General features: G+C 62.9%; 24 protein-coding genes. 16 read left to right on the plus strand and 8 right to left on the minus strand.

Annotation, left to right across the window (positions count from 1 at the left end; all coding sequences use genetic code 11):
- Nucleotides 1-82: 82 nt before the first annotated feature.
- Both NKH30_RS10730 and NKH30_RS10735 read right to left on the minus strand, forming a co-directional pair.
- Nucleotides 83-1,243 (minus strand): epoxide hydrolase family protein, encoded by a 1,161-nt coding sequence (locus tag NKH30_RS10730; RefSeq protein ID WP_352995411.1) that lies wholly within the window; start codon nucleotides 1,241-1,243, stop codon nucleotides 83-85.
- Between the two features lie 497 nt (nucleotides 1,244-1,740).
- Entirely contained in the window at nucleotides 1,741-1,995 is a 255-nt protein-coding gene (locus tag NKH30_RS10735; RefSeq protein WP_352470324.1) for a ribbon-helix-helix domain-containing protein, read from the minus strand.
- Between the two features lie 213 nt (nucleotides 1,996-2,208).
- On the opposite strand from NKH30_RS10735, the gene NKH30_RS10740 reads away from it, so the two are divergent.
- From NKH30_RS10740 to NKH30_RS10760, 5 genes are all read left to right on the plus strand, one after another.
- Nucleotides 2,209-2,493: an acyl carrier protein gene (locus NKH30_RS10740; RefSeq protein ID WP_023719977.1), complete on the plus strand. Its 285-nt coding sequence runs from the start codon at nucleotides 2,209-2,211 to the stop codon at nucleotides 2,491-2,493.
- Nucleotides 2,494-2,531: 38 nt separating this feature from the next.
- Complete coding sequence (locus tag NKH30_RS10745; RefSeq protein WP_352500919.1) at nucleotides 2,532-3,719, plus strand: beta-ketoacyl-ACP synthase; 1,188 nt, start codon at nucleotides 2,532-2,534, stop codon at nucleotides 3,717-3,719.
- A gap of 74 nt (nucleotides 3,720-3,793) precedes the next feature.
- A complete protein-coding gene (locus NKH30_RS10750) occupies nucleotides 3,794-5,083 on the plus strand; it encodes a beta-ketoacyl-ACP synthase (protein ID WP_352918983.1) in 1,290 nt (429 codons plus the stop codon).
- A 76-nt stretch (nucleotides 5,084-5,159) separates the two neighbouring features.
- Complete coding sequence (locus NKH30_RS10755) at nucleotides 5,160-6,188, plus strand: zinc-binding dehydrogenase (RefSeq protein WP_352995323.1); 1,029 nt, start codon at nucleotides 5,160-5,162, stop codon at nucleotides 6,186-6,188.
- Between the two features lies 1 nt (nucleotide 6,189).
- Nucleotides 6,190-7,182 (plus strand): lipid A biosynthesis lauroyl acyltransferase, encoded by a 993-nt coding sequence (locus NKH30_RS10760; RefSeq protein ID WP_352995326.1) that lies wholly within the window; start codon nucleotides 6,190-6,192, stop codon nucleotides 7,180-7,182.
- 142 nt (nucleotides 7,183-7,324) lie between these two features.
- On the opposite strand, the gene NKH30_RS10765 is transcribed toward NKH30_RS10760, so the two are convergent.
- Nucleotides 7,325-7,753 carry a L,D-transpeptidase gene (locus NKH30_RS10765; RefSeq protein WP_352995329.1) on the minus strand — a complete coding sequence of 143 codons (429 nt, stop codon included), beginning with the start codon at nucleotides 7,751-7,753 and terminating at the stop codon, nucleotides 7,325-7,327.
- Between the two features lie 222 nt (nucleotides 7,754-7,975).
- On the opposite strand from NKH30_RS10765, the gene NKH30_RS10770 reads away from it, so the two are divergent.
- The 5 genes from NKH30_RS10770 (at nucleotide 7,976) to NKH30_RS10790 (ending at nucleotide 14,566) form a co-directional block, all read left to right on the plus strand.
- Nucleotides 7,976-9,265 carry an acetylornithine deacetylase/succinyl-diaminopimelate desuccinylase family protein gene (locus NKH30_RS10770; RefSeq protein ID WP_352831030.1) on the plus strand — a complete coding sequence of 430 codons (1,290 nt, stop codon included), beginning with the start codon at nucleotides 7,976-7,978 and terminating at the stop codon, nucleotides 9,263-9,265.
- A 130-nt stretch (nucleotides 9,266-9,395) separates the two neighbouring features.
- The gene (locus NKH30_RS10775) at nucleotides 9,396-10,874 is read left to right on the plus strand and encodes an ABC transporter substrate-binding protein (protein ID WP_352470318.1); all 1,479 of its coding nucleotides are present in this window, start codon (nucleotides 9,396-9,398) and stop codon (nucleotides 10,872-10,874) included.
- Between the two features lie 259 nt (nucleotides 10,875-11,133).
- Nucleotides 11,134-12,081 (plus strand): ABC transporter permease, encoded by a 948-nt coding sequence (locus NKH30_RS10780; protein WP_352995332.1) that lies wholly within the window; start codon nucleotides 11,134-11,136, stop codon nucleotides 12,079-12,081.
- Nucleotides 12,078-12,947 carry an ABC transporter permease gene (locus tag NKH30_RS10785; protein ID WP_352786969.1) on the plus strand — a complete coding sequence of 290 codons (870 nt, stop codon included), beginning with the start codon at nucleotides 12,078-12,080 and terminating at the stop codon, nucleotides 12,945-12,947. The genes NKH30_RS10780 and NKH30_RS10785 overlap by 4 nt, the downstream gene beginning before the upstream one ends.
- Entirely contained in the window at nucleotides 12,944-14,566 is a 1,623-nt protein-coding gene (locus NKH30_RS10790; RefSeq protein ID WP_352995335.1) for an ABC transporter ATP-binding protein, read from the plus strand. Before NKH30_RS10785 ends, NKH30_RS10790 begins: the two co-directional genes overlap by 4 nt.
- Nucleotides 14,567-14,572: 6 nt before the next feature.
- Here the strand turns inward: NKH30_RS10790 and NKH30_RS10795 are convergent, their stop codons facing one another.
- Nucleotides 14,573-15,004: a TerB family tellurite resistance protein gene (locus NKH30_RS10795; protein ID WP_352685127.1), complete on the minus strand. Its 432-nt coding sequence runs from the start codon at nucleotides 15,002-15,004 to the stop codon at nucleotides 14,573-14,575.
- Between the two features lie 497 nt (nucleotides 15,005-15,501).
- Here NKH30_RS10795 and NKH30_RS10800 point away from each other — a divergent pair, with 497 nt between their 5' ends.
- From NKH30_RS10800 to NKH30_RS10810, 3 genes are all read left to right on the plus strand, one after another.
- The gene (locus NKH30_RS10800) at nucleotides 15,502-15,672 is read left to right on the plus strand and encodes a hypothetical protein (RefSeq protein WP_352451984.1); all 171 of its coding nucleotides are present in this window, start codon (nucleotides 15,502-15,504) and stop codon (nucleotides 15,670-15,672) included.
- 111 nt (nucleotides 15,673-15,783) lie between these two features.
- Nucleotides 15,784-16,611 (plus strand): helix-turn-helix transcriptional regulator, encoded by an 828-nt coding sequence (locus tag NKH30_RS10805; protein ID WP_352995338.1) that lies wholly within the window; start codon nucleotides 15,784-15,786, stop codon nucleotides 16,609-16,611.
- Between the two features lie 73 nt (nucleotides 16,612-16,684).
- Nucleotides 16,685-17,104 (plus strand): VOC family protein, encoded by a 420-nt coding sequence (locus NKH30_RS10810; RefSeq protein ID WP_352451986.1) that lies wholly within the window; start codon nucleotides 16,685-16,687, stop codon nucleotides 17,102-17,104.
- Between the two features lie 52 nt (nucleotides 17,105-17,156).
- Here NKH30_RS10810 and NKH30_RS10815 read toward each other — a convergent pair whose 3' ends face one another.
- Both NKH30_RS10815 and NKH30_RS10820 read right to left on the minus strand, forming a co-directional pair.
- Nucleotides 17,157-18,626: a cobyric acid synthase gene (locus tag NKH30_RS10815; protein WP_352539676.1), complete on the minus strand. Its 1,470-nt coding sequence runs from the start codon at nucleotides 18,624-18,626 to the stop codon at nucleotides 17,157-17,159.
- A gap of 1 nt (nucleotide 18,627) precedes the next feature.
- Nucleotides 18,628-19,242, minus strand: a complete 615-nt coding sequence (locus tag NKH30_RS10820; protein ID WP_352681577.1) for a dimethylsulfonioproprionate lyase family protein — start codon at nucleotides 19,240-19,242, stop codon at nucleotides 18,628-18,630.
- 151 nt (nucleotides 19,243-19,393) lie between these two features.
- Here NKH30_RS10820 and NKH30_RS10825 point away from each other — a divergent pair, with 151 nt between their 5' ends.
- The 3 genes from NKH30_RS10825 to mmsB all read left to right on the plus strand — a co-directional run bounded on the left by NKH30_RS10825 (nucleotide 19,394) and on the right by mmsB (nucleotide 21,957).
- Nucleotides 19,394-20,560: an isobutyryl-CoA dehydrogenase gene (locus NKH30_RS10825; RefSeq protein WP_352995342.1), complete on the plus strand. Its 1,167-nt coding sequence runs from the start codon at nucleotides 19,394-19,396 to the stop codon at nucleotides 20,558-20,560.
- A gap of 51 nt (nucleotides 20,561-20,611) precedes the next feature.
- Entirely contained in the window at nucleotides 20,612-20,980 is a 369-nt protein-coding gene (locus NKH30_RS10830; RefSeq protein ID WP_023719958.1) for a four helix bundle protein, read from the plus strand.
- Nucleotides 20,981-21,072: 92 nt separating this feature from the next.
- A complete protein-coding gene (gene mmsB, locus NKH30_RS10835) occupies nucleotides 21,073-21,957 on the plus strand; it encodes a 3-hydroxyisobutyrate dehydrogenase (protein WP_352681581.1) in 885 nt (294 codons plus the stop codon).
- Between the two features lie 71 nt (nucleotides 21,958-22,028).
- Here the strand turns inward: mmsB and NKH30_RS10840 are convergent, their stop codons facing one another.
- Nucleotides 22,029-22,352 carry a hypothetical protein gene (locus NKH30_RS10840; protein ID WP_352995346.1) on the minus strand — a complete coding sequence of 108 codons (324 nt, stop codon included), beginning with the start codon at nucleotides 22,350-22,352 and terminating at the stop codon, nucleotides 22,029-22,031.
- Between the two features lie 12 nt (nucleotides 22,353-22,364).
- Complete coding sequence (locus NKH30_RS10845; RefSeq protein WP_352995349.1) at nucleotides 22,365-23,090, minus strand: methyltransferase domain-containing protein; 726 nt, start codon at nucleotides 23,088-23,090, stop codon at nucleotides 22,365-22,367.
- Nucleotides 23,091-23,125 lie beyond the last annotated feature (35 nt).

A 23,125-nucleotide genomic window follows, 5' to 3' on the forward strand; every position in this document is an offset into this window, starting at 1 on the left:
ACGAGCGCTTTTAACGAAAGCGAATGCGATGCTACCGTCTCATCAGGACTTCCGAGCCGTGACAACGGGCAGGTTTTCGTCCTTACTTTGCCGGCCGGAGCCTCAGCGGCCGAAAAAAGGCCCGGATGTCCTCGACCAGGAGTTCGGGTTGCTCAATCGCCGCGAAATGTCCGCCTTTCGGCATGTCGGTCCAGCGCTCGACACGGAAGACTCGCTCGACCCAGGAGCGAGGTGGCATAGGAAGCTCTCGAGGGAAGACTGCAACGCCGAGGGGCGGTGTTATTCGCTCCCTTGGCCCGAAGATCAGGGGGCAGAGCCGGTTCTCTTTGTAAATCCGGAGTGAGGCCTCGATCGTGTTACCGAACCAGTAGAGCGAGATGTCGGTAAGCAGCGTGTCTAGAGGGATGGCGCGTTCGAGTTCGCCTTCGCAGTCGCTCCAACTGCGGAACTTCTCGGCAATCCATGCGGCTAGCCCGATTGGGGAATCTGTCAGTGCAAAGGCTAGCGTCTGGGGCTTGGTCCCCTGCAGAAAAGCGTAGGCCCCCTCCGTTGCGGCGAAATTCGCCGCACTGTCGAGGAATGCCTTCTCCTCCGGCGTGACAGGTGGGTCGTCGCGACCGAGGGTCGGGCGGAAACTGCCTGGAATGTAATTCAGGTGCAATCCGATAAGGTCGTCCGGGTAAAGCCGAGCGAGCCAGGTCGAGACGCCTGCGCCGATGTCGCCACCTTGTGCGGCGAAGCGATCATATCCCAGTTCGCGCATCAGCCCCCGCCACAGCTTCGCGACACGCTTTGAGCTAACGCCGGCCTGATGCGGCGGGGACGAGAAGCCGAAACCCGGAAGCGACGGTGCGACGATATCGAAGGCGTCCTCGGCATCCCCGCCGTATTTGGCAGGATCCGTGAGCAGCGGAATGACGTGCTCGAACTCGGCGAAGGAGCCGGGCCAGCCATGAGTGAGGATCAACGGCAAGGGTGCTGAACCCTTTCCTTTCTGATGAACGAAATGGATGTCGCACCCGTCTATCGTGACCCTAAACTGAGGCAACAGGTTCAGACGTTTTTCGTGATCGCGCCACCTGAAATCGTACTCCCAGTAACGTGAAAGCTTTCTGAGGAAATCAACGTCAGTACCGTCGTCCCATCCGTATGCGAAGATCGACGACGGCCATCTTGTCGATTGGATACGATGCTGTAGGTACTCGATCTGTTCATCCGGGATGTGGATGTGGAAGGAATGCATGGCCACGGGTGTTGCTCCGATCAGCGGCGAAGAATTGTCCCATCATCAAGGCACAGAACGCAGGAAACTTCACTGAGCGATCGCTTTGTCCGCTACTTGCTCGTTCCCATCTACGAGACGAAGGTAACATTCCACCCTTAGTGGCAATTCGTTTAAGTTACTTGGCGTCAGATTTTCACCGCTACCAGCCAAGCGTCGACACGGAGCTTCCATCCCTCGATCATGTCCGCGAACGCGTCCTCTGTAAGTTCGGACAGATAGGATGCTCCTGCCGGGCTCCAAGGCCGTGAACGCATAGGTAATCGACGTGCCTCCGTTAGTGGTCGGTCGGCAGGCCACCTCGACAAATCCGAAACGCGAATCCGCGTAACGCGAACATAGCGGATGCGATGCGCCAGCCGTCCACCCAAGGGTCTCTCCGATCGGCGTGAACAGCGGAAAGACGCGGTCGATCGGCCCCGAAAGCACAATGCTGTGGCTGCGCGCAAGATGGCTCGTCATCCGCCCTCCCCGCCGGTTTCCGCCGGACGGTGGCTGTCCGCTGCGGCAAGCTCCATTTCGTAGATGCGCTTCAATTGGCCGATTGTTTCCAGGGTCGCCGCGGAGAACGGCGTCCGGCCTTCGAAAGCATGCAGCACGATGCCCTCGATGAGGTCACCCAGGCTCATGTCGCGATGCTCAGCCAGGGCCTTGAGCACCTTCACCAATCGTTTTTCCAGGCGCACCCCGGTCTGCACGCGTTCTATGGTCATAGATCTTTGTACCATGGTACATTGGTACACCCAATGATCAGAGATGGGACGGTTTCGGCATATCGCCAGGGGTTGCCAGCGACCCCTATTGCTCTGCCTGGGCAGCAATCCCATCTGCGCGCGGCGTATCAGGCCTTTTCCTGCCCGGAAAAACCGATTAGACAGCCCAAAACACATGCGGACAGATTCCGCCCGCAATCGAAGGAAAAGCCCTTGTCCACCACGTTCGACAAAGTCGCCAAGATCATCGCCGACACCAGCGAGATCGACATCGAGACGATCACGCCCGAAAGCCACACCATCGACGATCTCGGCATCGACAGCCTCGACTTCCTCGACATCGTCTTTGCCATCGACAAGGAATTCGGCATCAAGGTGCCGTTGGAAAAGTGGACGCAGGAGGTCAATGACGGCAAGGCTTCGACCGACGACTATTTCGTCATGAAGAACCTGTGCGCCAAGATCGACGCGCTCGTCGCCGCCAAGAACGCCACGTGAATACAGCGCCTGACGCGCCCGACCCACAACAGCCTCCCATGAACCCCCACGACGTCGTCATATCAGGCATCGGCCTTGTCTCGTCACTGGGCGAGGGTCCGGATGCGCATTGGCAAAAGCTCGTCCAGCCACGGCTTGAGCCGGTTCTGGAGGCCTCGCGCTTCTCGCCCTATACGGTCCATCCGCTGCCGGAGATCGACTGGAACCTGCAGATCGCCAAGCGTGGCGACCAGCGGCAGATGGAGACCTGGCAGAGGCTCGGCACCTATGCGGCCGGCCTTGCGCTCGACGATGCCGGCATCAAGGGCAATGACGAACTCTGCGCGACGATGGACATGGTGGTGGCCGCCGGCGGCGGCGAGCGCGACGAGGCGGTCGATGCGGCCATTCTCGCGGCATCGGAAAGCCGCAATGACCGCGACGTGCTGCTCAACGAGAAGCTGACCACCGAATTGCGTCCGACGCTGTTTCTGGCACAGCTTTCCAACCTGCTCGCCGGCAACATCTCGATCGTCCACAAGGTGACGGGGTCGTCGCGCACCTTCATGGGCGAGGAAGGTGCGGGCGTTGCCGCCGTCGAGACCGCGGCCGCGCGCATCCGCTCCGGCCAGTCGACGCATATTCTGGTCGGCGGCGCTTTCCAGACCGAACATTCCGACATGCTGCTCGGCTATGAACTGGCCGGCTACCTGCATCGCGGTCCGTGGCGGCCGGTCTGGCAGAGGCAAGGTGCCGAAGGCGGCGGCGTGGTGACCGGATCCGGCGGCGCGTTTCTCGTCCTGGAGCAGCGCGAGCATGCGGAAAGCCGTGGCCGGAAGATCTATGCGGAACTCGGCCCGGTCCTGTCCGGTCGCGCCAGGCGCCGGCGGGACGAACTCGACGGCGAGATCGCCGTGCTGTTGAAGCAAGCCGCATTGCCGAATGGCGAGCTGCTCGCGATCTCCGGCGCTTCGGGCGCCCATGCCGCGACCGCCGCCGAGAAATCGGCGCTCGACGCCAATCCGGCGATCGCCGCACGCGGCTTTTCGACGCTGACTGGCCACATGAAGGAAGCGCAGTTCCCCTTTGCCGTGGCGCTGGCGGCGCTGGCTGTCGACCGCAAGGCCGCCTATCCTGTCTTCGACGCCACAGTCGAAAAACCGTTTGCCGGTGTCCCGAAGACCGTCCTTGCAACGGCGATCGGCTATCACCAATTCGAGGGCATGGCGCTGATCAAAGCCGCCTAGAGCATCGGACCGAAAAGTGTGGCGCGGTTTCGGGCGATCCGACGCTCCAAGAGAAACAGGTTTTTGGACAACAAATGGCCAATCTGAACGACCACATGGGCAGGCCCATCGTCGCCGTCACCGGCATCGGCGTGGTGACGTCGCTCGGTGTTGGCAAAACCGACAATTGGGCGGCACTTACCTCAGGCAAGTCCGGCATCCATCCGATCACCCGCTTCCCGGTCGATCATCTCAACACCCGCATCTCCGGCATGGTCGATTTCCTGCCGTCGAGCTCCAAGGGCGCCAGTCTCCTCACCTATGAGCTTGCCGAAACCGCCGCCCAGGAAGCGATGTCGGAGGCCGGCCTCGATGCCGGCGATTTCGGCGGACCGCTCTTCCTCGCTTCGCCGCCGGTCGAGCTCGACTGGAGCGAGCGCTTTTCGCTCTACAATTCCGACACGCCCAATAATTCAGACAGGCACGACACCGGTGCCGAGAGGCTGCTGCGGGTAGCGCGCGGCCTCAGGGAACTCGACATCTTCGAGACCACCCAGTTCGGCTCGATTGCCGACCGGCTTGCCGACCGCTTCGGCACACGCGGCCTGCCGATCACGCTGTCGACAGCCTGCGCTTCGGGCGCCACCGCGATCCAGCTCGGCGTCGAGGCGATCCGCCGCGGCGAATGCGACAGGGCGCTGTCGATCGGCGCCGACGGCTCGGCGACCGCCGAGGCGCTGATCCGCTTCTCGCTTCTGTCGGCGCTCTCCACCCATAACGACATCCCCGAAAAGGCCTCAAAACCCTTCTCCAAGGATCGCGACGGCTTCGTGCTGGCCGAAGGTTCGGGCGCCCTTGTGCTGGAATCGCTGGAGGCAGCACTTGCCCGCGGCGCCACCGTTCTCGGCATATTGCGCGGCTGCGGCGAAAAGGCCGACGACTTCCATCGCACCCGCTCCAAGCCGGACGGTTCGCCGGCGATCGCGGCGGTGCGCGCCGCTCTTGCCGATGCCGGCCTGAGCGAGGACGGGATCGATTATGTCAACGCCCATGGCACCTCGACGCCCGAAAACGACAAGATGGAGCATTTGTCGCTGTCGACGGTGTTCGGCGAGCGGATCTCGTCAATGCCGGTCTCGTCGAACAAGTCGATGATCGGCCATACCCTATCGGCTGCCGGTGCTGTCGAGGCCGCATTTTCGCTGATGACGATGCGCGAAAGCATCATTCCGCCGACCATCAACTACGACAATCCCGACCCGGCAATCGTGCTCGACGTGGTGCCGAACACCAAGCGCAACGCCGAGGTCGGCACCGTCCTGTCGAACTCCTTCGGCTTTGGCGGCCAGAACACCTGCCTTGTCATGGCGCGGGAACCGGTCTAAGCGACCGTTCCGCTCTAGCACTGTTGTCGTGCGCATGGTCCTTTCCGAAACGGTCATGCGCAACCTGGGATCTGGCATGCGCGCATTGCAACTTATCGAGGATCGCCGGCTTGAAACGGTGGACCTGCCGCCACCGCCGCCGCCTTTGCTCGGCGAGGTGACACTGCGCATCAAGGCCGTGGCGCTGAACCATATCGACGTCTGGGGCTGGCGCGGCATGGCCTTCGCCAAGCGCAAGCTGCCGCTGGTCGTCGGAGCCGAGGCCTCCGGCGAGGTCGAGGCGGTCGGCCCCGGCGTTTCCAGCCTCCTGCCCGGACAGTTGGTGTCGATCTATGGCGCCCGCACCTGCGGTCTTTGCCGCGCCTGCCGCGAAGGCCGTGACAATCTCTGCGAGCATGTCTCGGGCGTTCACGGCTTCCATCTCGACGGCTTTGCGCAGGAAAAGATCAACCTGCCGGCGCGCCTTCTGGTCCCCGCCCCGCCAGGCGTGAGCGAAATCGGCGCGGCGGTGGCGCCTGTCACCTTCGGCACGGTCGAGCACATGCTGTTCGACAATGCCCGGCTGCAACCCGGCGAGACGATACTGGTCCATGCCGGCGGCTCCGGCATCGGCTCCGCTGCTATTCAGCTGGCCAAGAAGATGGGCTGCACGGTCATCACCACCGTCGGCTCGAACGACAAGATCGACAAGGCCAAGGGGCTCGGCGCCGACCACGTAATCAATTATCGCGACGACCGCTTCGAAGGCATCGTGCGCAAGCTGACCAAGAAGAAGGGCGTCGACGTGGTGTTCGAGCATGTCGGGACCGACACCTTTGCCGCCTCGATGCTGTGCCTGAAGCGCGGCGGCCGGCTGGTCACCTGCGGCTCGACCTCCGGCGTGTCGACACAGATCAATTTGATGCAGTTGTTCCAGCAGCAGTTGAAGCTGCTCGGCTCGTTCGGCTGCCGCATGGAAAATATGGCCGACGCCATGCAGAAGATGGCCGCGGGCCTGGTCGCGCCGGTGATCGACACCGAGGTCGGCTTCGACGGCATCGATGCGGCGCTGAAGCGCATGGAAGGCCGCGACGTCTTCGGCAAGATCATCCTGCGCGTCGGCTGAAATGATCGGCAACGCCTTCAGGAAGATCCGCAGGGACGTGGGATTCCGCTATGGCAGGCGGCTTCGCCAGTTCAACTACTGGCTGGTCGCGCGCGTCGCGATGATCATCATCTCCGCGCTGCGCCTGCTGCCGCCCGACAGGGCGCTCAATTTCGCCGACCGCGCTGCCCGCCGCATCGGCCCTTGGGTAGCGCGCCATCAGGTTGCCGTCGACAATCTGCGCAAGGCCTATCCGGAAAAGAGCGATGCCGAGATCGAGGCGATCGCTTCCGACATGTGGGGCAACATGGCCCGCCTGGCCGCCGAATACATCTTTCTCGATGCTTTGTTCGACTACGATCCGGCTGCGACGAAGCCGGGCCGTGTCGAGGTCAAGGGCGTGGAGCATTTCGTGCGCATCGCGGGCGAGGACAAGCCGCATATCGTCTTCACCGGGCATCTCGGCAATTTCGAGCTGCTGCCGGTGGCTGCGGCGACCTTCGGCATGAACATCACGGCGCTGTTTCGCCCGCCCAACAACCCTTACCTCGCCGAGTACATCCTCTCGACCCGCCGCTCGAGCATGGGATCGCTGCTGCCGTCTTCGACCGGTGCCTCGTTCGCGCTTGCGGCCATCCTCGAGAAAGGCGGCAATATCGGCGTGCTGGTCGACCAAAAATTCACCGGCGGGCTCGAGACGACATTCTTCGGCCGCCCCTGCGAGAGCAACCGGGTCCTCGGCACCCTGGCGCGGCACTACGATTGCGATGTCTACCCGGCGCGCTGCGTACGCCTGCCGAACAACCGTTTCCGGCTCGAGATCGAGGACAAGCTCACCTTGCCGCGCACCGCCGGCGGCAGTGTCGACGTCCCCGCCACCACCCAGCTTCTCAACGACGTGGTCGAGCGCTGGGTGCGAGAAGACCCCGGCCAGTGGATGTGGTTCCACAAGCGCTGGGAGATCAGCGGCCGCAAAAAGCGTCGGCCGGCGACAGTGCGCGACAAAGCCGCCTGAGCGGAACGATCTTTTGGGCACAGGCCTTATTTTGTTCTTGCTTTGTGCCGGCAGCTATGCTACTAATTTCGCTATGGTGCTATTTGGCTCCGACGAACCCGCCGCTCCGGCGGGTTTTTTGTTGCGGGCCGAGGAGCAGACCCTAATTCGTCACGAGGATCCGCGTATTGCCGAAGCCGACTTTGCGCACCATCGAATAGAACGCGGCAGCGTTGCTGGGGTGGAGGCGCACACAGCCATGCGATGCCGGGCGCCCCAATTGCCGGATCGCGCCGGTGCCGTGGATAGCATAGCCGCCGCGGAAGAACACCGAATAGGGCATCGGCGACATGTCGTATTTGCGCGAATACCACATCCGGGCCGTCCGCTGTGGGCGATAGCTGCCGCGCGGCGTGATGTAGCCTTTGCGGGCGGTGGAAACGCTCCACCGGTAATACGAAAGCCCGTATCTTACCGTCATCGTCTGTGAGGAAATATCGATGTTCGCGACCAGGCTGGCCGCCCGGCTCTCGAACGACGAACCGAACAGCATCGCCATCAATGCCGCTGCCATGAGAACAGTGTTTGTCATGCAATCAAACCCCTTTGATGCCCCTTGCCTGCCTGCCCTCGCGCTGTTCTCCAGCGTTTTGATGGCAAGCCAGCGAGCTAACACCTACTCCCTGACGATTTCACCAATCCAAAGCAGCGAATTTGAACGATTTCCCGCAATAGTTGCCGTAACGACACGCAATCGCCTCGCAATTCGCCATCGGGCTTGCAAAACCGCCTCATCCGCTGCTCAATTCGCCGAATGAACGAACCGAACGAACGGCTCCTCAAGGCTATCGATGACCGAGCCGATGATCTGGTTGCCCTGACTGCGGATCTGATCCGCTTTCCGACCATCAATCCGCCCGGCGAAGCCTATCGGCCATGTGCCGAATATATCGGCGCGCGGCTGAAGAAGCGTGGTTTTGAGATCGAATTCATCCGTGCCGAGGGCACGCCCGGCGACACTGACCGTTACCCGCGCGTCAACGTCGTCGCCCGCTTCGATGGCCGGGCGCCGGGTGCTTGCGTGCACTTCAATTCGCATATCGACGTCGTCGAGCCCGGCGACGGCTGGAGCCTCGATCCGTTCGCCGGCATCGTCAGGGATGGCAAGGTCTATGGCCGCGGCGCATGCGACATGAAAGGCGGGCTTGCCGCCTCGATCATCGCCGCTGAAGCCTTCATGGAGGTGTTTCCCGATTTTCCCGGCGCCATCGAGATTTCAGGCACGGTCGACGAGGAGTCCGGCGGCTTCGGCGGCGTCGCGCATCTGGCCAAGCTCGGCTATTTCTCCAGGCCGAAGGTCGACCACGTCATCATTCCCGAGCCGCTCAACAAGGATCGCATCTGCCTTGGCCATCGCGGCGTCTGGTGGGCGGAAATTGAGACCAAGGGCGAGATCGCGCACGGCTCGATGCCGTTCCTCGGCGACAATGCGGTGCGCCATATGGGCGCCGTGCTGCGGGCCTTCGAGGATGAATTGTTTCCGGCGCTCGACAGCAAGATGACGCGCATGCCGGTCGTGCCCGAAGGCGCAAAACGCTCGACCATGAACATCAACTCGATCCATGGCGGCCAGACGGAGGATTTCCGGCCCGGCCTGCCCTCGCCCAACGTGCCCGATTCCTGCCGGCTGACCATCGACCGCCGCTTCCTGCTCGAAGAGGATCTCGCTGCGGTCAAGAGCGAGGTGACCGATATCCTCGAACGGCTGAAGCGCGAGCGCAAAAAGTTCGACTACGAAATCCGCGATCTGATGGAGGTGCTGCCGCTGATGACCGAGCGCGACGCGCCGGTGGTTAAGGCGGTCGCGCAAGGCATCATGGAGATATTCGACCGCGAACCGGATTACGTGATTTCGCCCGGCACCTACGACCAGAAGCACATCGCCCGTATCGGCCACATCTATGACTGCATCGCCTATGGCCCGGGCATCCTCGATCTCGCCCATCGGCCCGATGAATGGGTCGGCATTGCCGACATGCTGGACTCGGCAAAGGTGATGGCGATTGGCCTCGGCGTGCTGCTGAGGGGCGCCGGCCCGCCATGATCCGGCCATGGGCGGAAAAACATTCCTCCCGGCGTCGGCACACGGTACGAAACGCAATTTACTCGGGGGCGAATTCACGCTTCTATCCGCCCGGGTTTGAGCACGTGTTTTAGACATGGGGAGTTGCACGATGAAATTGTGGAAAACCATTCTGGCCGCCGCGGCGCTGGCGTTGGCCGCCGGGACCTCAGCGATGGCCGCGCGCACCGACCTGGTCATCGGCATTACGCTCGAACCCCCGCATCTCGACCCGACCGCGGGTGCCGCCGCGGCAATCGACGAGGTACTCTATGCCAATGTCTTCGAAGGCCTGACCCGCATCGGCCCGAACGGCGAGGTGCTGCCCGATCTCGCGCAAAGCTGGAGCATTTCCGACGACGGCAAGGTCTACACTTTCAAGCTGCATACAGGCGTGAAATTCCATGACGGCACCGACTTCAACGCCGACGACGTGAAATTCTCGCTCGACCGTGCCCGCGCCGACAATTCCGTCAACGCGCAAAAGGCCCTGTTTGCCGCCATCGACAAGGTCGAGGTCGTCGATCCCGCGACGGTGAAGGTCACGCTGAAGAACCCGCAAGGCTCGTTCCTCTACAATATGGGCTGGGGCGACGCGGTGATCGTGGCGCCTGAGACAGCCGACACCAACAAGGAAAAACCGATCGGCACCGGCCCGTTCAAGTTCCAGAACTGGGCCAAGGGCTCATCGATCACGCTGGTCAAGTCGGATAATTACTGGGGCGCCCCGGTATTTCTCGACAAGGCCGAGTTCCGCATCATTCCGGATGCCGCCGCCGCCGTTCCGGCGCTGCTTTCCGGCGACGTCCAGGCCTTTCCGTTCTTCGACCCCGACAGCGTCGCCCAGGTCAAGGACGATCCGCGCTTCAAGGTGGTGATCGGCTCGACCGAGGGTGAAACCATCCTGTCGATCAACAACAAGAAGCCGCCCTTCGACAAGCTGCAGGTCAGGCAGGCGATTTCCTTTGCGCTCGATCGCAAGGCGATCATCGACGGCGCCTCGGCCGGCCTAGGCGTGCCGATCGGCTCGCACATGTCGCCCGCCAGCAAGGCCTATGTCGACCTCACCGGCCTCTATCCGCACAATGTGGAGAAGGCCAAGGAGTTGCTGAAGGAAGCCGGCCTGGAGAATGGCTTCAAGGCGACGCTCAAGCTGCCGCCGCCCTCCTATGCGCGGCTTGGTGGCGAGATCATCGCCTCCGAGCTTCGCGAAATCGGCATCGATCTCGAGATTATCCCGGTCGAATGGGCGCAATGGCTGGACCAGGTCTTCACCAAGAAGGACTACGACCTGACCATCGTTTCCCATACCGAGCCTAACGACATCGATATCTATTCGCGTAAGGACTATTACTTCAACTACGACAATCCGGCCTTCGACAAGATCATCGACGAATTGAACCTTACCTCCGACGAGGCCAAGCGCACGACGCTGCTCGGCGAGGCGCAGAAGGTCCTGGCCGATGACGCCGTGGTCGGCTTCCTCTACGAATTGCCGAAGGTCGGCGTCTGGGACGCCAAACTGCAGGGCCTGTGGGAAAATGCCCCCATCCAGGCCAACGACCTGACCAACGTGAAGTGGACGGATTGAGCGGGTCGCTGACAGAAGGGCGAAAGTTGCACTCCGTCCCACCCCCCTCTGCCCTGCCGGGCACCTCCCCCTCAAGGGGGGAGATTGAGCCCTCACCGCCGCTTTCGCTAACCACTAGCGTTGCAGGGACAGTGCCGGCGTGGAAACTGCCAATCTCCCCCCTTGAGGGGGAGATGTCCGGCAGGACAGAGGGGGGTGGGCGGGAACGCAAGCTTCGCCCGGTTTTTGCGTCCGGCAACACAGCGGTTCCTCAACGTCCATGACCGCCTACCTCCTCAAGCGCCTCGCCATCGCCGTCGTCACGCTGGTTCTGGCCTCGATGGTGGTCTTTGCCGTGCTGGAGATCATTCCCGGCGACCCGGCGCGGCTGATGCTTGGCCTGAACGCCAGCGCCGACCAGATCGAATTGCTGCGCAACCAGATGGGTCTCAACGCTCCCGTCGTGCTGCGCTATCTGCATTGGGCCGGCGGCTTGCTGAGCCTCGATTTCGGCCGTTCCTATACCTATTCGGTGCCGGTCATCGATCTGGTCCGTGAGCGTCTCGTCGTCTCGCTGCCGCTGGCGCTGATGGCGCTGGCGCTGTCCACAGCCATTGCCATCCCGGTCGGGCTGTTTTCCGCCAGCCGGCGCGGCCGGGCCGGCGACACGGTTGCGATGGGCGCCGCCCAGCTTGGCGTCGCCGTGCCCAATTTCTGGTTTGCGCTGATGCTGATCTATCTGTTCGCCGTCTGGCTGCGGCTGGTGCCGGGCGGCGGTTTTCCCGGCTGGGGCGCCGGCGTCTGGCCGGCGCTGAAGTCGCTGCTCCTGCCGGCGGTCGCCCTCGCTCTGCCGCAGGCGGCGATCCTCGCCCGGGTCACCCGCTCGGCGCTGATTGAAGTGCTGAATGAGGATTACATCCGCACCGCCCGCGCCAAGGGCCTGCCCTATCGTCTTGTCTTGTGGCGGCATGCGCTGCGCAACGCCTTGATCCCGGTGGTCACCATTCTAGGCCTGCAATTCGCCTTCCTGCTTGCCGGCACCATCATCATCGAGAACGTCTTCTATTTGCCCGGCCTCGGCCGGCTGGTGTTCCAGGCAATCAACCAGCGTGACCTGATCGTGGTCGAGAGCGTCGTCATGCTGCTGGTTGCCGCCGTCATCATCGTCAATTTCGTTGTCGATCTCTCCTATGCGGTGGTCGATCCGCGCCTGAGAGGCAGGCAATGACGCTGCACATCGACATCCCCGACGAGAACCTTGCCGGCATCCTGGCCAAGGCGTTTCGAAACCGTTCGTTCCTCGCCGGCTTCGTCGTCACCGCACTGGTGGCTGCGGTCGCGATCCTCTCCTTCGTGTGGACGCCTTACGACGTCACCAGGCTGGTCATTTCCGACAAGACCCAGGCGCCGTCGCTGGCGCACTGGTTCGGCACCGACCATTTCGGTCGCGACATCCTGTCGATGATCATGGTTGGCGCCCGCAACTCGATTGCCGTGGCGCTGGTGGCGGTCGGCATCGGCATGGGCGTCGGCGTGCCGCTCGGCGCCTTTGCCGCGGCGCGTGGCGGCATCGCCGACGACGTGCTGATGCGGCTGAACGACCTGGTCTTCGCCTTTCCGGCGCTGCTTTCGGCAATCATGATCACCGCCATCTTCGGGCCCGGCGCGTTCAACGCCATCATTGCCATCGGCATCTTCAACATCCCGGTGTTCGCGCGCGTCGCCCGCGCCGGCGCCCTGGCGATCTGGCCGCGCGAATTCATCCTCGCCGCCCGCGCCGCCGGCAAAAGCAGGACGCTGATCAGCATCGAACATGTGCTGCCCAACATCGCCACGCTGCTGCTGGTGCAAGGCACCATCCAGTTCGCGCTGGGCATACTGGCCGAAGCGGGCTTGTCCTACGTCGGGCTGGGCACCCAGCCGCCGATGCCGAGCTGGGGCCGCATGCTGTTCGACGCCCAGACCCGCATGGTGGTGGCGCCGTGGATGGCGATCTTTCCGGGCATGGCGATCGTCATCACCGTGCTTGGCCTGAACCTGCTTGGCGACGGCATTGCCGACATTCTCGATCCGAAATCGCGGCGGCAGCGATGAGCCTGCTCGAAATCGAGAAGCTGTCGCTGACCATCGGCGGCACGCCCATCCTCAGGGACATCGAGCTGTCCGTCGCGCCCGGCGAAGTCATGGGGCTGGTCGGCGAATCCGGCTCCGGCAAGTCGATGACGGCGCTCACCGTGATGCAGCTCTTGCCCTGGGCGGCACGCGCCACGGGACGCGTTACCTTCGACGGCATCGATATTCTGGCGGCGAGCGAGGACCAGATGTGCGCGCTGCGCGGCGACGACATCGGCATGGTGTTCCAGGAGCCGATGACGGCGCTCAACCCGGTCAAGACCATTGGCGAGCAGGTCGCCGAAGGTATTCGCTGGCACACCAGGGCGAGCCGCGCCGACGCCGAGCAACGGGCGCGAAAAATGCTCGACCGGGTCGGCTTGCCGGCGGCGCAGTTCCCGCTGTCGCGTTATCCGCATGAGCTGTCCGGAGGCCAGCGCCAGCGCGTCGTCATCGCCATCGCCTGTGCGCTGAAGCCCAAGCTGCTGATCGCCGACGAGCCGACGACCGCGCTCGACGTGGTGCTGCAGGCGCAGATCCTCGACCTGCTGCGCGACCTCGTAGCGGAAAACCGCATGGGTCTTCTGCTGATCTCGCACGACCTCGCAGTGGTGACCGAGATGGCGGACCGCATCACCATCCTGCGCCATGGCGAGGTGATGGAAGCCGGCGATACCGCGCGCACGCTGTCCGAACAGCTTCATCCCTACACGCGACAGCTGGCGCAGGCCTCGATGCATGTGCCGGCGCGCGCAAGAACGCATGAGGTCGGATCGGCCAAACCGCTGCTGCAGGCAACGAGCGTGACGCGCGACTATCCGGCACGGCGCATTTCGCTTTTCAAGCGAGGGGCTCCCGTCCGCGCCGTCGACGATGTTTCCTTCTCCATGGCGCCCGGCCAGTCGGTGGCGCTGGTCGGGCGCTCCGGTTGCGGCAAGTCGACGCTGGCCCGCATGGTGCTGGCGCTGGACAGGCCGACATCAGGGACAATCCGCTTCCGCGGCGATACCCTCACCGGCAAGAGCGAGGCGGAGCTGAAGCCGGCGCGGCGCGACATGCAGGTCGTGTTCCAGGACCCGTACGGCTCGTTCGACCCACGCCAGAAGGTCGAGAGATTGGTGGCCGAGCCGCTGCATGTGCTGGAGAAGAAGCCGGCGCCCGCCGCGCGGCGCGAGATGGTGGCGCATGCGCTGCACGAGGTCGGCCTCTCACCAGGCGACATGGACAAGTATCCGCATGAGTTTTCGGGCGGCCAGCGCCAGCGCCTTTCGATCGCCCGCGCCATCATCACCCGGCCGAAACTGGTCGTCGCCGACGAGCCGGTCTCGGCGCTCGATGTCTCGATCCGCGCCCAGATCCTCGATCTGTTCGCCGACCTCAACCAGAAGCTCGGCATCGCCTATCTGTTCATCACCCATGATCTGACCGTCGCCCGCGCCATCACCGACGAGGTGATGGTCATGCATGACGGCAAGATCGTCGAGCGCGGCAGGACGAGCGAAGTGCTCGACCACCCGCAGTCCGAAGCGGCCAAGGCGCTGGTCACTGCTGCTCCCGATTTGCATCGGGCGATTGCAAAACGGCTGCACGAACAGGGCTGAGCGGACTCAGCCTTGCGGCTTGACCAAATCGGCCGGGCTGATGTCGAGCAGGTCGAGCGTGCGGCGCAACAGCTGCATCTCGCTCCCGGCAAGTTGCGAATCGGCCTTGGCGATCTCGGCCATGTGGCGGGCGAGCAGCTTGCGCCGTTCGACGTCGAGGTCGCGGAATTGGGCGACGGCCTGCGAGCTGTTGGTCTCGTAGCCGAAATCGTTGAGATATTCGATGACGCTGTCGACGCTGGTGTCGGGAATGCCGAAGGCGTCCCGGCAGATACGTCTGAAGGCGGTCATTTCGCTTTCGCTGACCGAACCGTCGGCCAGGATCATACGGAACAGCATCAGCAATTCCGCCGACAGCACCGGATCGTCCGCGACCTTGCGCACGCCGGGGTCGCCGTCGAAGATCGAGCGTATCTGGTCCAGCAATCCCATCGCCATCAGCCCCTTCCGATTCGTCGGGAAGGTAGCGCGGAATCGGCTTGGCGCAAACGGGTGCGAATGGTGGAACAGGGCAATCGGTTTTGAATTCGCCTCCTCACCCTTTTAGGGCGTTGGCGCTGCGCCTCACCTGCCTGCCGGCATCCCCCGTTTAGTGACGGGAGAGGGGCGCTCTCGTCACCGGTTTCGCCAATCGCAGGCGCTGCAAGAAAAGGCGCCGACGTTGCGACCAGCCCTTTCTCCCCGTCACTATGCGGGGAGAAATGCCCGGCAGGGCAATGAGGGGCGGCGGCGACATCGACAATTGGTGGTCTCCGCCACAATTTGGAAACTGTCATTCGTCCGAAGCGATTGCCCTTCGTGATCGAACGCGCCGCACCGTTCTGGCACTCCCATAAAACTGCCGGCCAATCCGGCGAACCCGCTGCGCTCATTGGTGTGTGACCGCGCGCCTGATACTATGCCGTTGTACGAATCATGTTGAGGAGGGACCGAACATGAATCTCAGTGCGCCTACCCAGCTTATTTTCATTATATCCCTTGTTATCGCCATTATCGGCGTTCTCGCCGCGCTTGGCGTCCTTGCGTTCATCCCTTTGGCTGCTGTGTGGATTGTTGTCATCGCTTACATCGTGCTGGCCGCCGGCTGCCTGATGCGCGGCGCCTAAACACGTCCAGACAATTCAGAATCTCAGGCAACTCGGAGCGCCCGGCCAAAAGCCGGGCGCTTTTGATTCCGGCGTATGGTCTGTTAAAGTCGCGTGGCGGAAGGAAAGCGCATGCCCGACAGCGAAGACGGCAGCCGCCACGAAAGCCCAGGCCTCGATCGGTTCGAGATGGTGCGGCGCGCGCCGAGCCATCGGCTTCAGGGCGTCGTCACCGACATGTGCGGCTTTCGCGAAACCATGCCAGGCCATTTCCGCGCCGTCGAATATGCCTCGCTGACCGTGCCGCTGGTCATCAGCTTTGCCGAACCCTTTGCCATTGGGCTCGGCCATGACCCGGGCGACAATGACCGCTTCGCCAGTTTTGCCGCCGGCCTTTATGCCGGGCCGGTAGTGATCGAATCCTTCGGCGGCGCCTGCTGTGTGCAGATCAATTTCACCCCGCTCGGCGCTCGTCGCTTCTTCGGCCGCCCGATGAGCGAACTGACCGACCGCATGGTCGGCCTGGATGACGTGCTCGGCGTCGAAGGCATCGCGCTTCGCGAAAGGCTTGGCAATGCGCCGGATTGGAGCACACGCTTTGCCATCGCCGAAGCCTTCGTCGGTGATCGGTTGGCAACCGCGGACCGCACTCAGACCGAAATGGTCTGGGTCTATGAGACGATCGTCTCGACGCGTGGGCGGATCCGCATCTCGACGCTGGCCGAAAAGCTTGGCTGGAGCCGCAAGCATCTTACCGGAAAATTTTCGGACGCTATCGGCACCGGCCCAAAAACGCTCTCGCGCATCGTCCGCTTCAATCATGCGCTTGGCCTGTCGAGACAGGCGAACAGCGCTTGGGCCGACATCGCCGCCGACTGCGGCTATGCCGACCAGGCGCATCTGGTACGCGAGTTTCGCGACCTGGCAGGCGTCGCGCCGACGGCGCTTGCCGCGAGGTAACATTTCTTCAAGACGCGCAACCGGCCGTCGCGCAGACTGGGTTGATCGACCAACCCGCTGAAGGAGATCAGCCATGCCGAACACCCCCGAACCACCGCGGCTTTATCCGGCGCTGCGCTACAGGAATGCCGGCAAGATGATCGACTGGCTGTGCGAGGCCTTCGGCTTCAGCGTTCGCGCCCGCTATGGCGAAGGCGACGTGGTGCACCACGCCGAACTCGCTTTCGGCTCTTCGATCGTCATGCTCGGCACGGCGCGCGACGACGCCTACGGCAAGATGGTCGGCGCGCCGGGTTCGGGTGGCGGCAAGTCGATCTACGTTGCGGTCGCTGACGCAGACGCGGCATACGCGCGGGCAAAGACCGCCGGCGCCGAGATTCTGGAAGAACTCACCGACCGCGACTATGGCAGCCGCGAATTCATCTGCCGCGATCCGGAAGGCAACGTCTGGTCGTTCGGCACCTACTGGCCGAAGGCTGACGAGAAAGCATGATCCCGAAAAGTGGAGACCGGTTTTCGGACAAGATCATGCTCAGGCAAAGTATCTAACGCGCCAGCCCAAAAATCGTGTCGCAGTCGAGGTGGGTTTCCAGTTCGGCTGCGATCTCGTCCAGTGCCCGTTCGACCTCGGCGCGGTAGTCGATGCCGCCGCCCTTGACGCCGAGGCTTTCGAGGAATTTCGCCCGGAAGGCGTCGGCGGAAAACAGCCCGTGCATATAGGTGCCCACCACCTTGCCGTCGGCCGAGATAGCGCCGTCATCGATACCGTTGATAACGGCGGACGGCCGCAGCGTGTCCGGACCTGTGGTGCGGCCGAGATGGATCTCGTAGCCCTCGAGCGGCAGGTCGAACGGCACCGAGCGCGCGCTGACGTTGCGCACCGTCTTTTCCGGCTCCATCACCGTTTCGACGTCGAGCAGCCCGAGGCCTTGCGTTTCTGTAACGCTGCCCTCGATGCCGTCGGGATCGCGCACGATATGACCAAGCATCTGGAAGCCGCCGCAAATGCCGACGATATGACCACCGCGTTTCCTATGCGCGGCAAGGTCGCGGTCCCAGCCGTTCTCGCGAAATTTCAGGAGATCGCCGATCGTCGACTTCGAGCCGGGAATGACCACCAGACCCGCATCTTCGGGCAAGCGCTCACCAGGCGGCACGAACACCACCTCAACCTGCGGTTCGGCCTTGAGCGGGTCGAGATCGTCGAAATTGGCGATGCGCGAGAGCACCGGCACGGCGATCTTCAGCGCTCGCTTCTCGCCGGACGCCAGTCGCTCGAGCACGACGGAATCTTCCGATGGCAGCCGCGCCGCCGCCTTCAGCCACGGCACGACGCCAAAACAGCGCCAGCCGGTGAATTTTTCGATCGCCTCGATGCCGTCTTCGAACAGCGAGACATCGCCGCGGAACTTGTTGATGAGGTAGCCGACGATCATGCGCCGGTCCTCCTCCGGCAGGATCAGATGGGTGCCGGCGACCGAGGCGATAACGCCGCCGCGATCGATATCGCCGACCAGGATCACCGGCACGCCGGCGCGCGTCGCAAAGCCCATATTGGCAATGTCGCGGCTCCTGAGATTGATCTCGGCCGGCGACCCGGCGCCCTCGACAATGACCAGATCGGCGCCCTCGCCGACCTTTGCCCAGGAGTCCAGCACCGCATCCATCAGCCGGCCCTTCAGCGCCTGGTAGTCGCGCGCCCGCGCCTCGCCGAACACCTTGCCCTGCACGACGACTTGAGCGCCGACATCGGTCTGCGGCTTGAGCAGCACCGGGTTCATGTGGACGGTCGGCGCTGCGCCGCAGGCGATCGCCTGCAGCCATTGGGCGCGGCCGATCTCGCCGCCGCCTGAATCGCCTGGAATATCGGCGACAGCGGCGTTGTTCGACATGTTCTGCGGCTTGAACGGCCGCACTTTCAAGCCGCGCTTCTTCGCCGCGCGGCACAGACCGGCGACGAGCACCGTCTTGCCGACATCCGAACCCGTGCCCTGCAGCATGATCGCCTTGGCCATATCAGTCCCTGCCCTGCGCAACGGTTGCGGTGATCGTCGACTTGGCCGCCAGTGGCCCGCCACGCCAGAGATAGAGCGCCAGCAGCGGCTCCTTGCCGGTGCGCATGGCGTGGTTGATGTCAGAGGCATGGTGGATCACTTCGCCCGCCGCTCGAAGGCGAAAACCGCCGTCGCCCATGCGCCATTCGGTGCCGCCGGTCAGCGGGATGTAGATCTCCTCCGCGACATGGTGGTGATCGGGGTAGACAATGTCGGGCCCAAGGATCAGCAGGCCGCCCGCGACCTCGTCATTGACGAAATGGCCGCGTGTGCCGAACACCTCCAGCCAGCCGTAATTGTCGATGAAAACCGTGCCGAAATCCGCCTCGCCATAGGTCTGGCCCCAGTGCAGATAGCCGCGACGCTCCGCAACCAGCCGCGCCAGCGACTTGGCCGCAGCGGGAGCGAGTTCGACGATCCGGTCGAGCTGGACGAGACAAGGCAGTGCATGCGGTTCGAGCGGCCGGCCCGGCATGTCCCAGCCGATCCGCGCCACAGCGTCCTGCACGAGCGCATCGTCGAACGTCTGGAGATAGGCATGGAAGCATCCAAGCAGTTCGTCGAAAGTTGTCGTCACACTTTGCTCCAAAGCGCATTCGCGCACAGCGGCTGCCCAGATGGTTGGATAGAGACGGTCGGGTTGCGCGGCGGCATCATTGGTCTAGATTGGACTGCGCGCAAAGCCAAAAACGACAGGCCAGCAGGCCGGAAACATCAGGGAGCACGCCATGGACGCCGCTGTCGATGCGGGCACCAGCCAGTTCGAACTCAACGAAGACCAGCGCGCCATCCAGGAGATGGCGCAAGCCTTCGCCGCCGACCGTGTGGCGCCGAACGCACTCGACTGGGATCGCAACAAGTATTTCCCCGCCGATGTGATCCGCGAGACAGGTCCGCTCGGCCTTGGCGGCATCTATGTCCGCGACGACGTCGGCGGCTCGGGGCTCGGCCGGCTCGACGCCGTGCTGATCTTCGAGGCGCTTTCGCGGGCCGATCCGGCGTTTTCCGCCTTCATCTCGATCCACAACATGGCGGCATCGATGATCGACCGCTTCGGCAGCGACGAGCAGCGCCGGCGCTTCCTGCCGAAGCTGACCTCGATGGAATGGCTGGCGAGCTATTGCCTGACCGAGCCCGGCTCGGGCTCGGATGCGGCGGCGCTGAAGACGCGCGCGGTCAAAAGCGGCGGCGATTATGTGCTGAACGGCGCCAAGCAGTTTATCTCCGGTGCCGGCGACAGCGACCTCTATGTCGTCATGGCGCGCACCGGCGCCGACGGGCCGAAAGGCATTTCCACCTTCGTCGTGCCGAACGATGCGCCCGGCCTTTCCTTCGGCGCCAACGAGCGCAAGATGGGCTGGCACATGCAGTCGACCCGCCAGGTCGTCTTCGAGGACTGCAAGGTGCCGGTCGAAAACCTGCTGTCGGTCGAGGGCGCCGGCTTCGGCATCGCCATGGCCGGGCTCGACGGCGGCCGGTTGAACATCGCCGCCTGTTCGCTCGGCGGCGCGCAATCGGCGTTCGACAAGGCGCTCGCCTACACCGCCGAGCGCAAGGCTTTCGGGTCGAAGATCAACCAGTTCCAGGCGCTGCAGTTCAAGCTTGCCGACATGGAGACCGAATTGCAGGCAGCGCGCGTCTTCCTCTACACCGCCGCCTCGAAGCTCGACCGCAACGCGCCGGATGCCTCGAAATGGTCGGCAATGGCCAAGCGCTTCGTCACCGACACCGGCTTCAATATCGCCAATGACGCCCTGCAGCTGCATGGCGGCTACGGCTATCTGCATGATTACGGCATCGAGAAGCTGGTGCGCGACCTGCGCGTCCACCAGATCCTCGAAGGCACCAACGAGATCATGCGCGTCATCATCGCACGCGCGCTGATCGGACGGTAAGGCAGTAGGCAGTAGGCAGTAGGCAGTAGGCAGTAGGCAGTAGGCAGAAAGATGACCGGCAAGATCAATTCGTACAAGGATCTTATCGTATGGCAGCAGGCGATGGATCTGGCCGTCACCACCTACTCCCTGACCAAGGCATGGCCAAAAGAGGAATTGTATGGGTTGACCAGCCAAATCCGCCGCTCAGCAACCTCTATTCCTGCAAACATCGCGGAAGGTTACGGTCGAGACAACAGAGGCTCCTATCAGCAATTTCTCAGGATTGCCCAGGGATCGCTGAAGGAGTTCGAGACACACCTCCAGATCGCTGAACGCATTGGCCTTGCTACGCATGATCAAGCTTATCACGTGCTTTTAGCGACCGAGGGCATCGGGAAAATGCTTCGCCAACTTATTAGCAAACTTGCGCCCGAATAGGTCGCTTACTGCTTGCTGCTTACTGCTTACTGCTTACTGCTTACTGCTTACTGCCTACTGCCTACTGCCTACCCAAACCACGGAGCGCCATTATGACCACCATCGCCTTCATCGGCCTCGGCAATATGGGCAATCCGATGGCCGCCAACCTGGTCAAGGCCGGATATGCCGTGCACGGCTTCGACCTGGTGCCGGAGAACCTCGTCATTGCCAGGGAGCACGGCGTCATCGTCATGGCCAATGCCGTTGCGGCGGTGAAAGACGCCGATGCGGTCATCACCATGCTGCCAGCCGGCAAGCATGTTCTGTCGGTTTACGCAGACATAGCGTCCAAGGCAAAAAAAGGCGCGCTGTTCATCGATTCCTCGACCATCGATGTCGAGTCGGCTCGAAAGGCCCATGCCATCGCCGCCAAGCACGGGTTGCTGTCGATCGACGCGCCGGTCTCCGGCGGCACGGGCGGTGCGGCGGCCGGCACGCTGACCTTCATGGCCGGCGGTTCGAAGGATGCCTTCGCCAAGGCCGAACCAATCCTCAAGCCGATGGCCGGCCGCATCGTTCATTGCGGCGACGACGGCGCCGGACAGGCGGCGAAGATCTGCAACAATATGATTTTGGGCATTTCGATGATCGGCGTTGCCGAGGCCTTCGTGCTGGCGGAAAAGCTCGGCCTGTCGCACCAGGCGCTGTTCGACGTCGCCTCGACGTCGTCCGGCCAGTGCTGGTCGCTGACCACCTATTGCCCGGTGCCCGGCCCGGTGCCGACATCGCCCGCCAACAATGGCTATAAGCCTGGCTTCGCGGCGGCACTGATGCTGAAGGACCTGAAACTGTCGCAGGAGGCCGCACAGAGCGTCGGTGCAGCAACGCCGCTCGGCGCCGAGGCAGCCCAGCTTTATGCGCTGTTCAACGCACAAGGGAATGCCGGCGCGGATTTTTCCGGCATCATTAATTTCCTCCGTGGTGACCCGGCGTAAGCTCCAAGTTCACAGGTTTTCGATCTGCCCAATGCGGAAAGCCGGCAAATTTAGGTTTGCTTAAGCTCTTGCTAACCCTGCAGTAACGATATGCGTTTAAAACGGATTGCGAGGCGGACATCCGCCCGGCGCTCCGGATCAGGTCTCGCGTACCGGAGCCCGTAAGTTTCGCCGTAAGTTTCGCAAGTGTATTGTTGGCGAAGCGCCATGCGTATCTGGCAAAGCCGCGTTCCGATGGAGCGCGGTTTTTGCGTTTCGCATTCTTCAAGGACAATGAGGCGATCGCCCTGGCGCGTCTCCAGATGATCGTCGGCGTCGTGGCTGCTGTCCTGAGCTACGTCGACCCACAGGTGGTCGCGCCCCAATCCCCCCAGCGCGTCGGTGCCATGGCTCATCGATCAGCTACGCTACTTGCGTGCGAGCACGACGTGGGCCTCTTGGGGGAACATCAGCTCCCCTTCAGTTGAATAGATTGCCAGCGAAAAATTTAGATCACCGGTGATCGCTGCGATGACTGCTTCCCGATGCCCGGCATCAATTCTGCTGACCAGCCCGGCCTGCGGAGTCGCTGCCAGCTGTAGCCGCACATATTCCCTAGACGAGGGAAATCGGATGTTTTGTGTCGTCGTGTGGATGGTCACCTGACGAAATCCCGCCTCGGCCACCAATCGGTAAAGCTCGTCCGCATCGGCGAGTGAATGCTCAGACCTTTTCGTTGCCGAAGCGCCTGGACCGAGGTGTCGATCCAAGGCATCCGCCAGCGCCTTCGCCGCAGGAGTGTGCTCAATAGCGCTGAAAACGTTTAAAGCCAGTCGGCCGTCAGGCACCAGAACCCGGAACATCTCACGGAGCGCACTAGATCGATCCGGAAAAAACTGCAGTCCGAGCTGGCAAAGAACCAGATCGAAGGCGGAGTCAGGGAACGGCATTTCGAGCGCGCTTCCCTCATGCCAGTCGATACGCGCTCCAGCGCCTCTCGGGAGCGACCGAGCAACGGCGAGCATGCCCGTATTGATGTCGAGGCCGACGACCTGCCCACTTCCCATACGCTCGGCCGCCGAGCGTGCCACCACGCCGGTGCCGCAAGCTACGTCCAAAATCCGCTCACCAGATTGAGGCGCAGCACGATCCATCAGGTCCGCAGCCCACAGGGCTGTGATTGCCGGGA

The organism is Mesorhizobium sp. M1273 (assembly GCF_040318195.1).
In the GTDB taxonomy this organism is placed as follows: domain Bacteria; phylum Pseudomonadota; class Alphaproteobacteria; order Rhizobiales; family Rhizobiaceae; genus Mesorhizobium.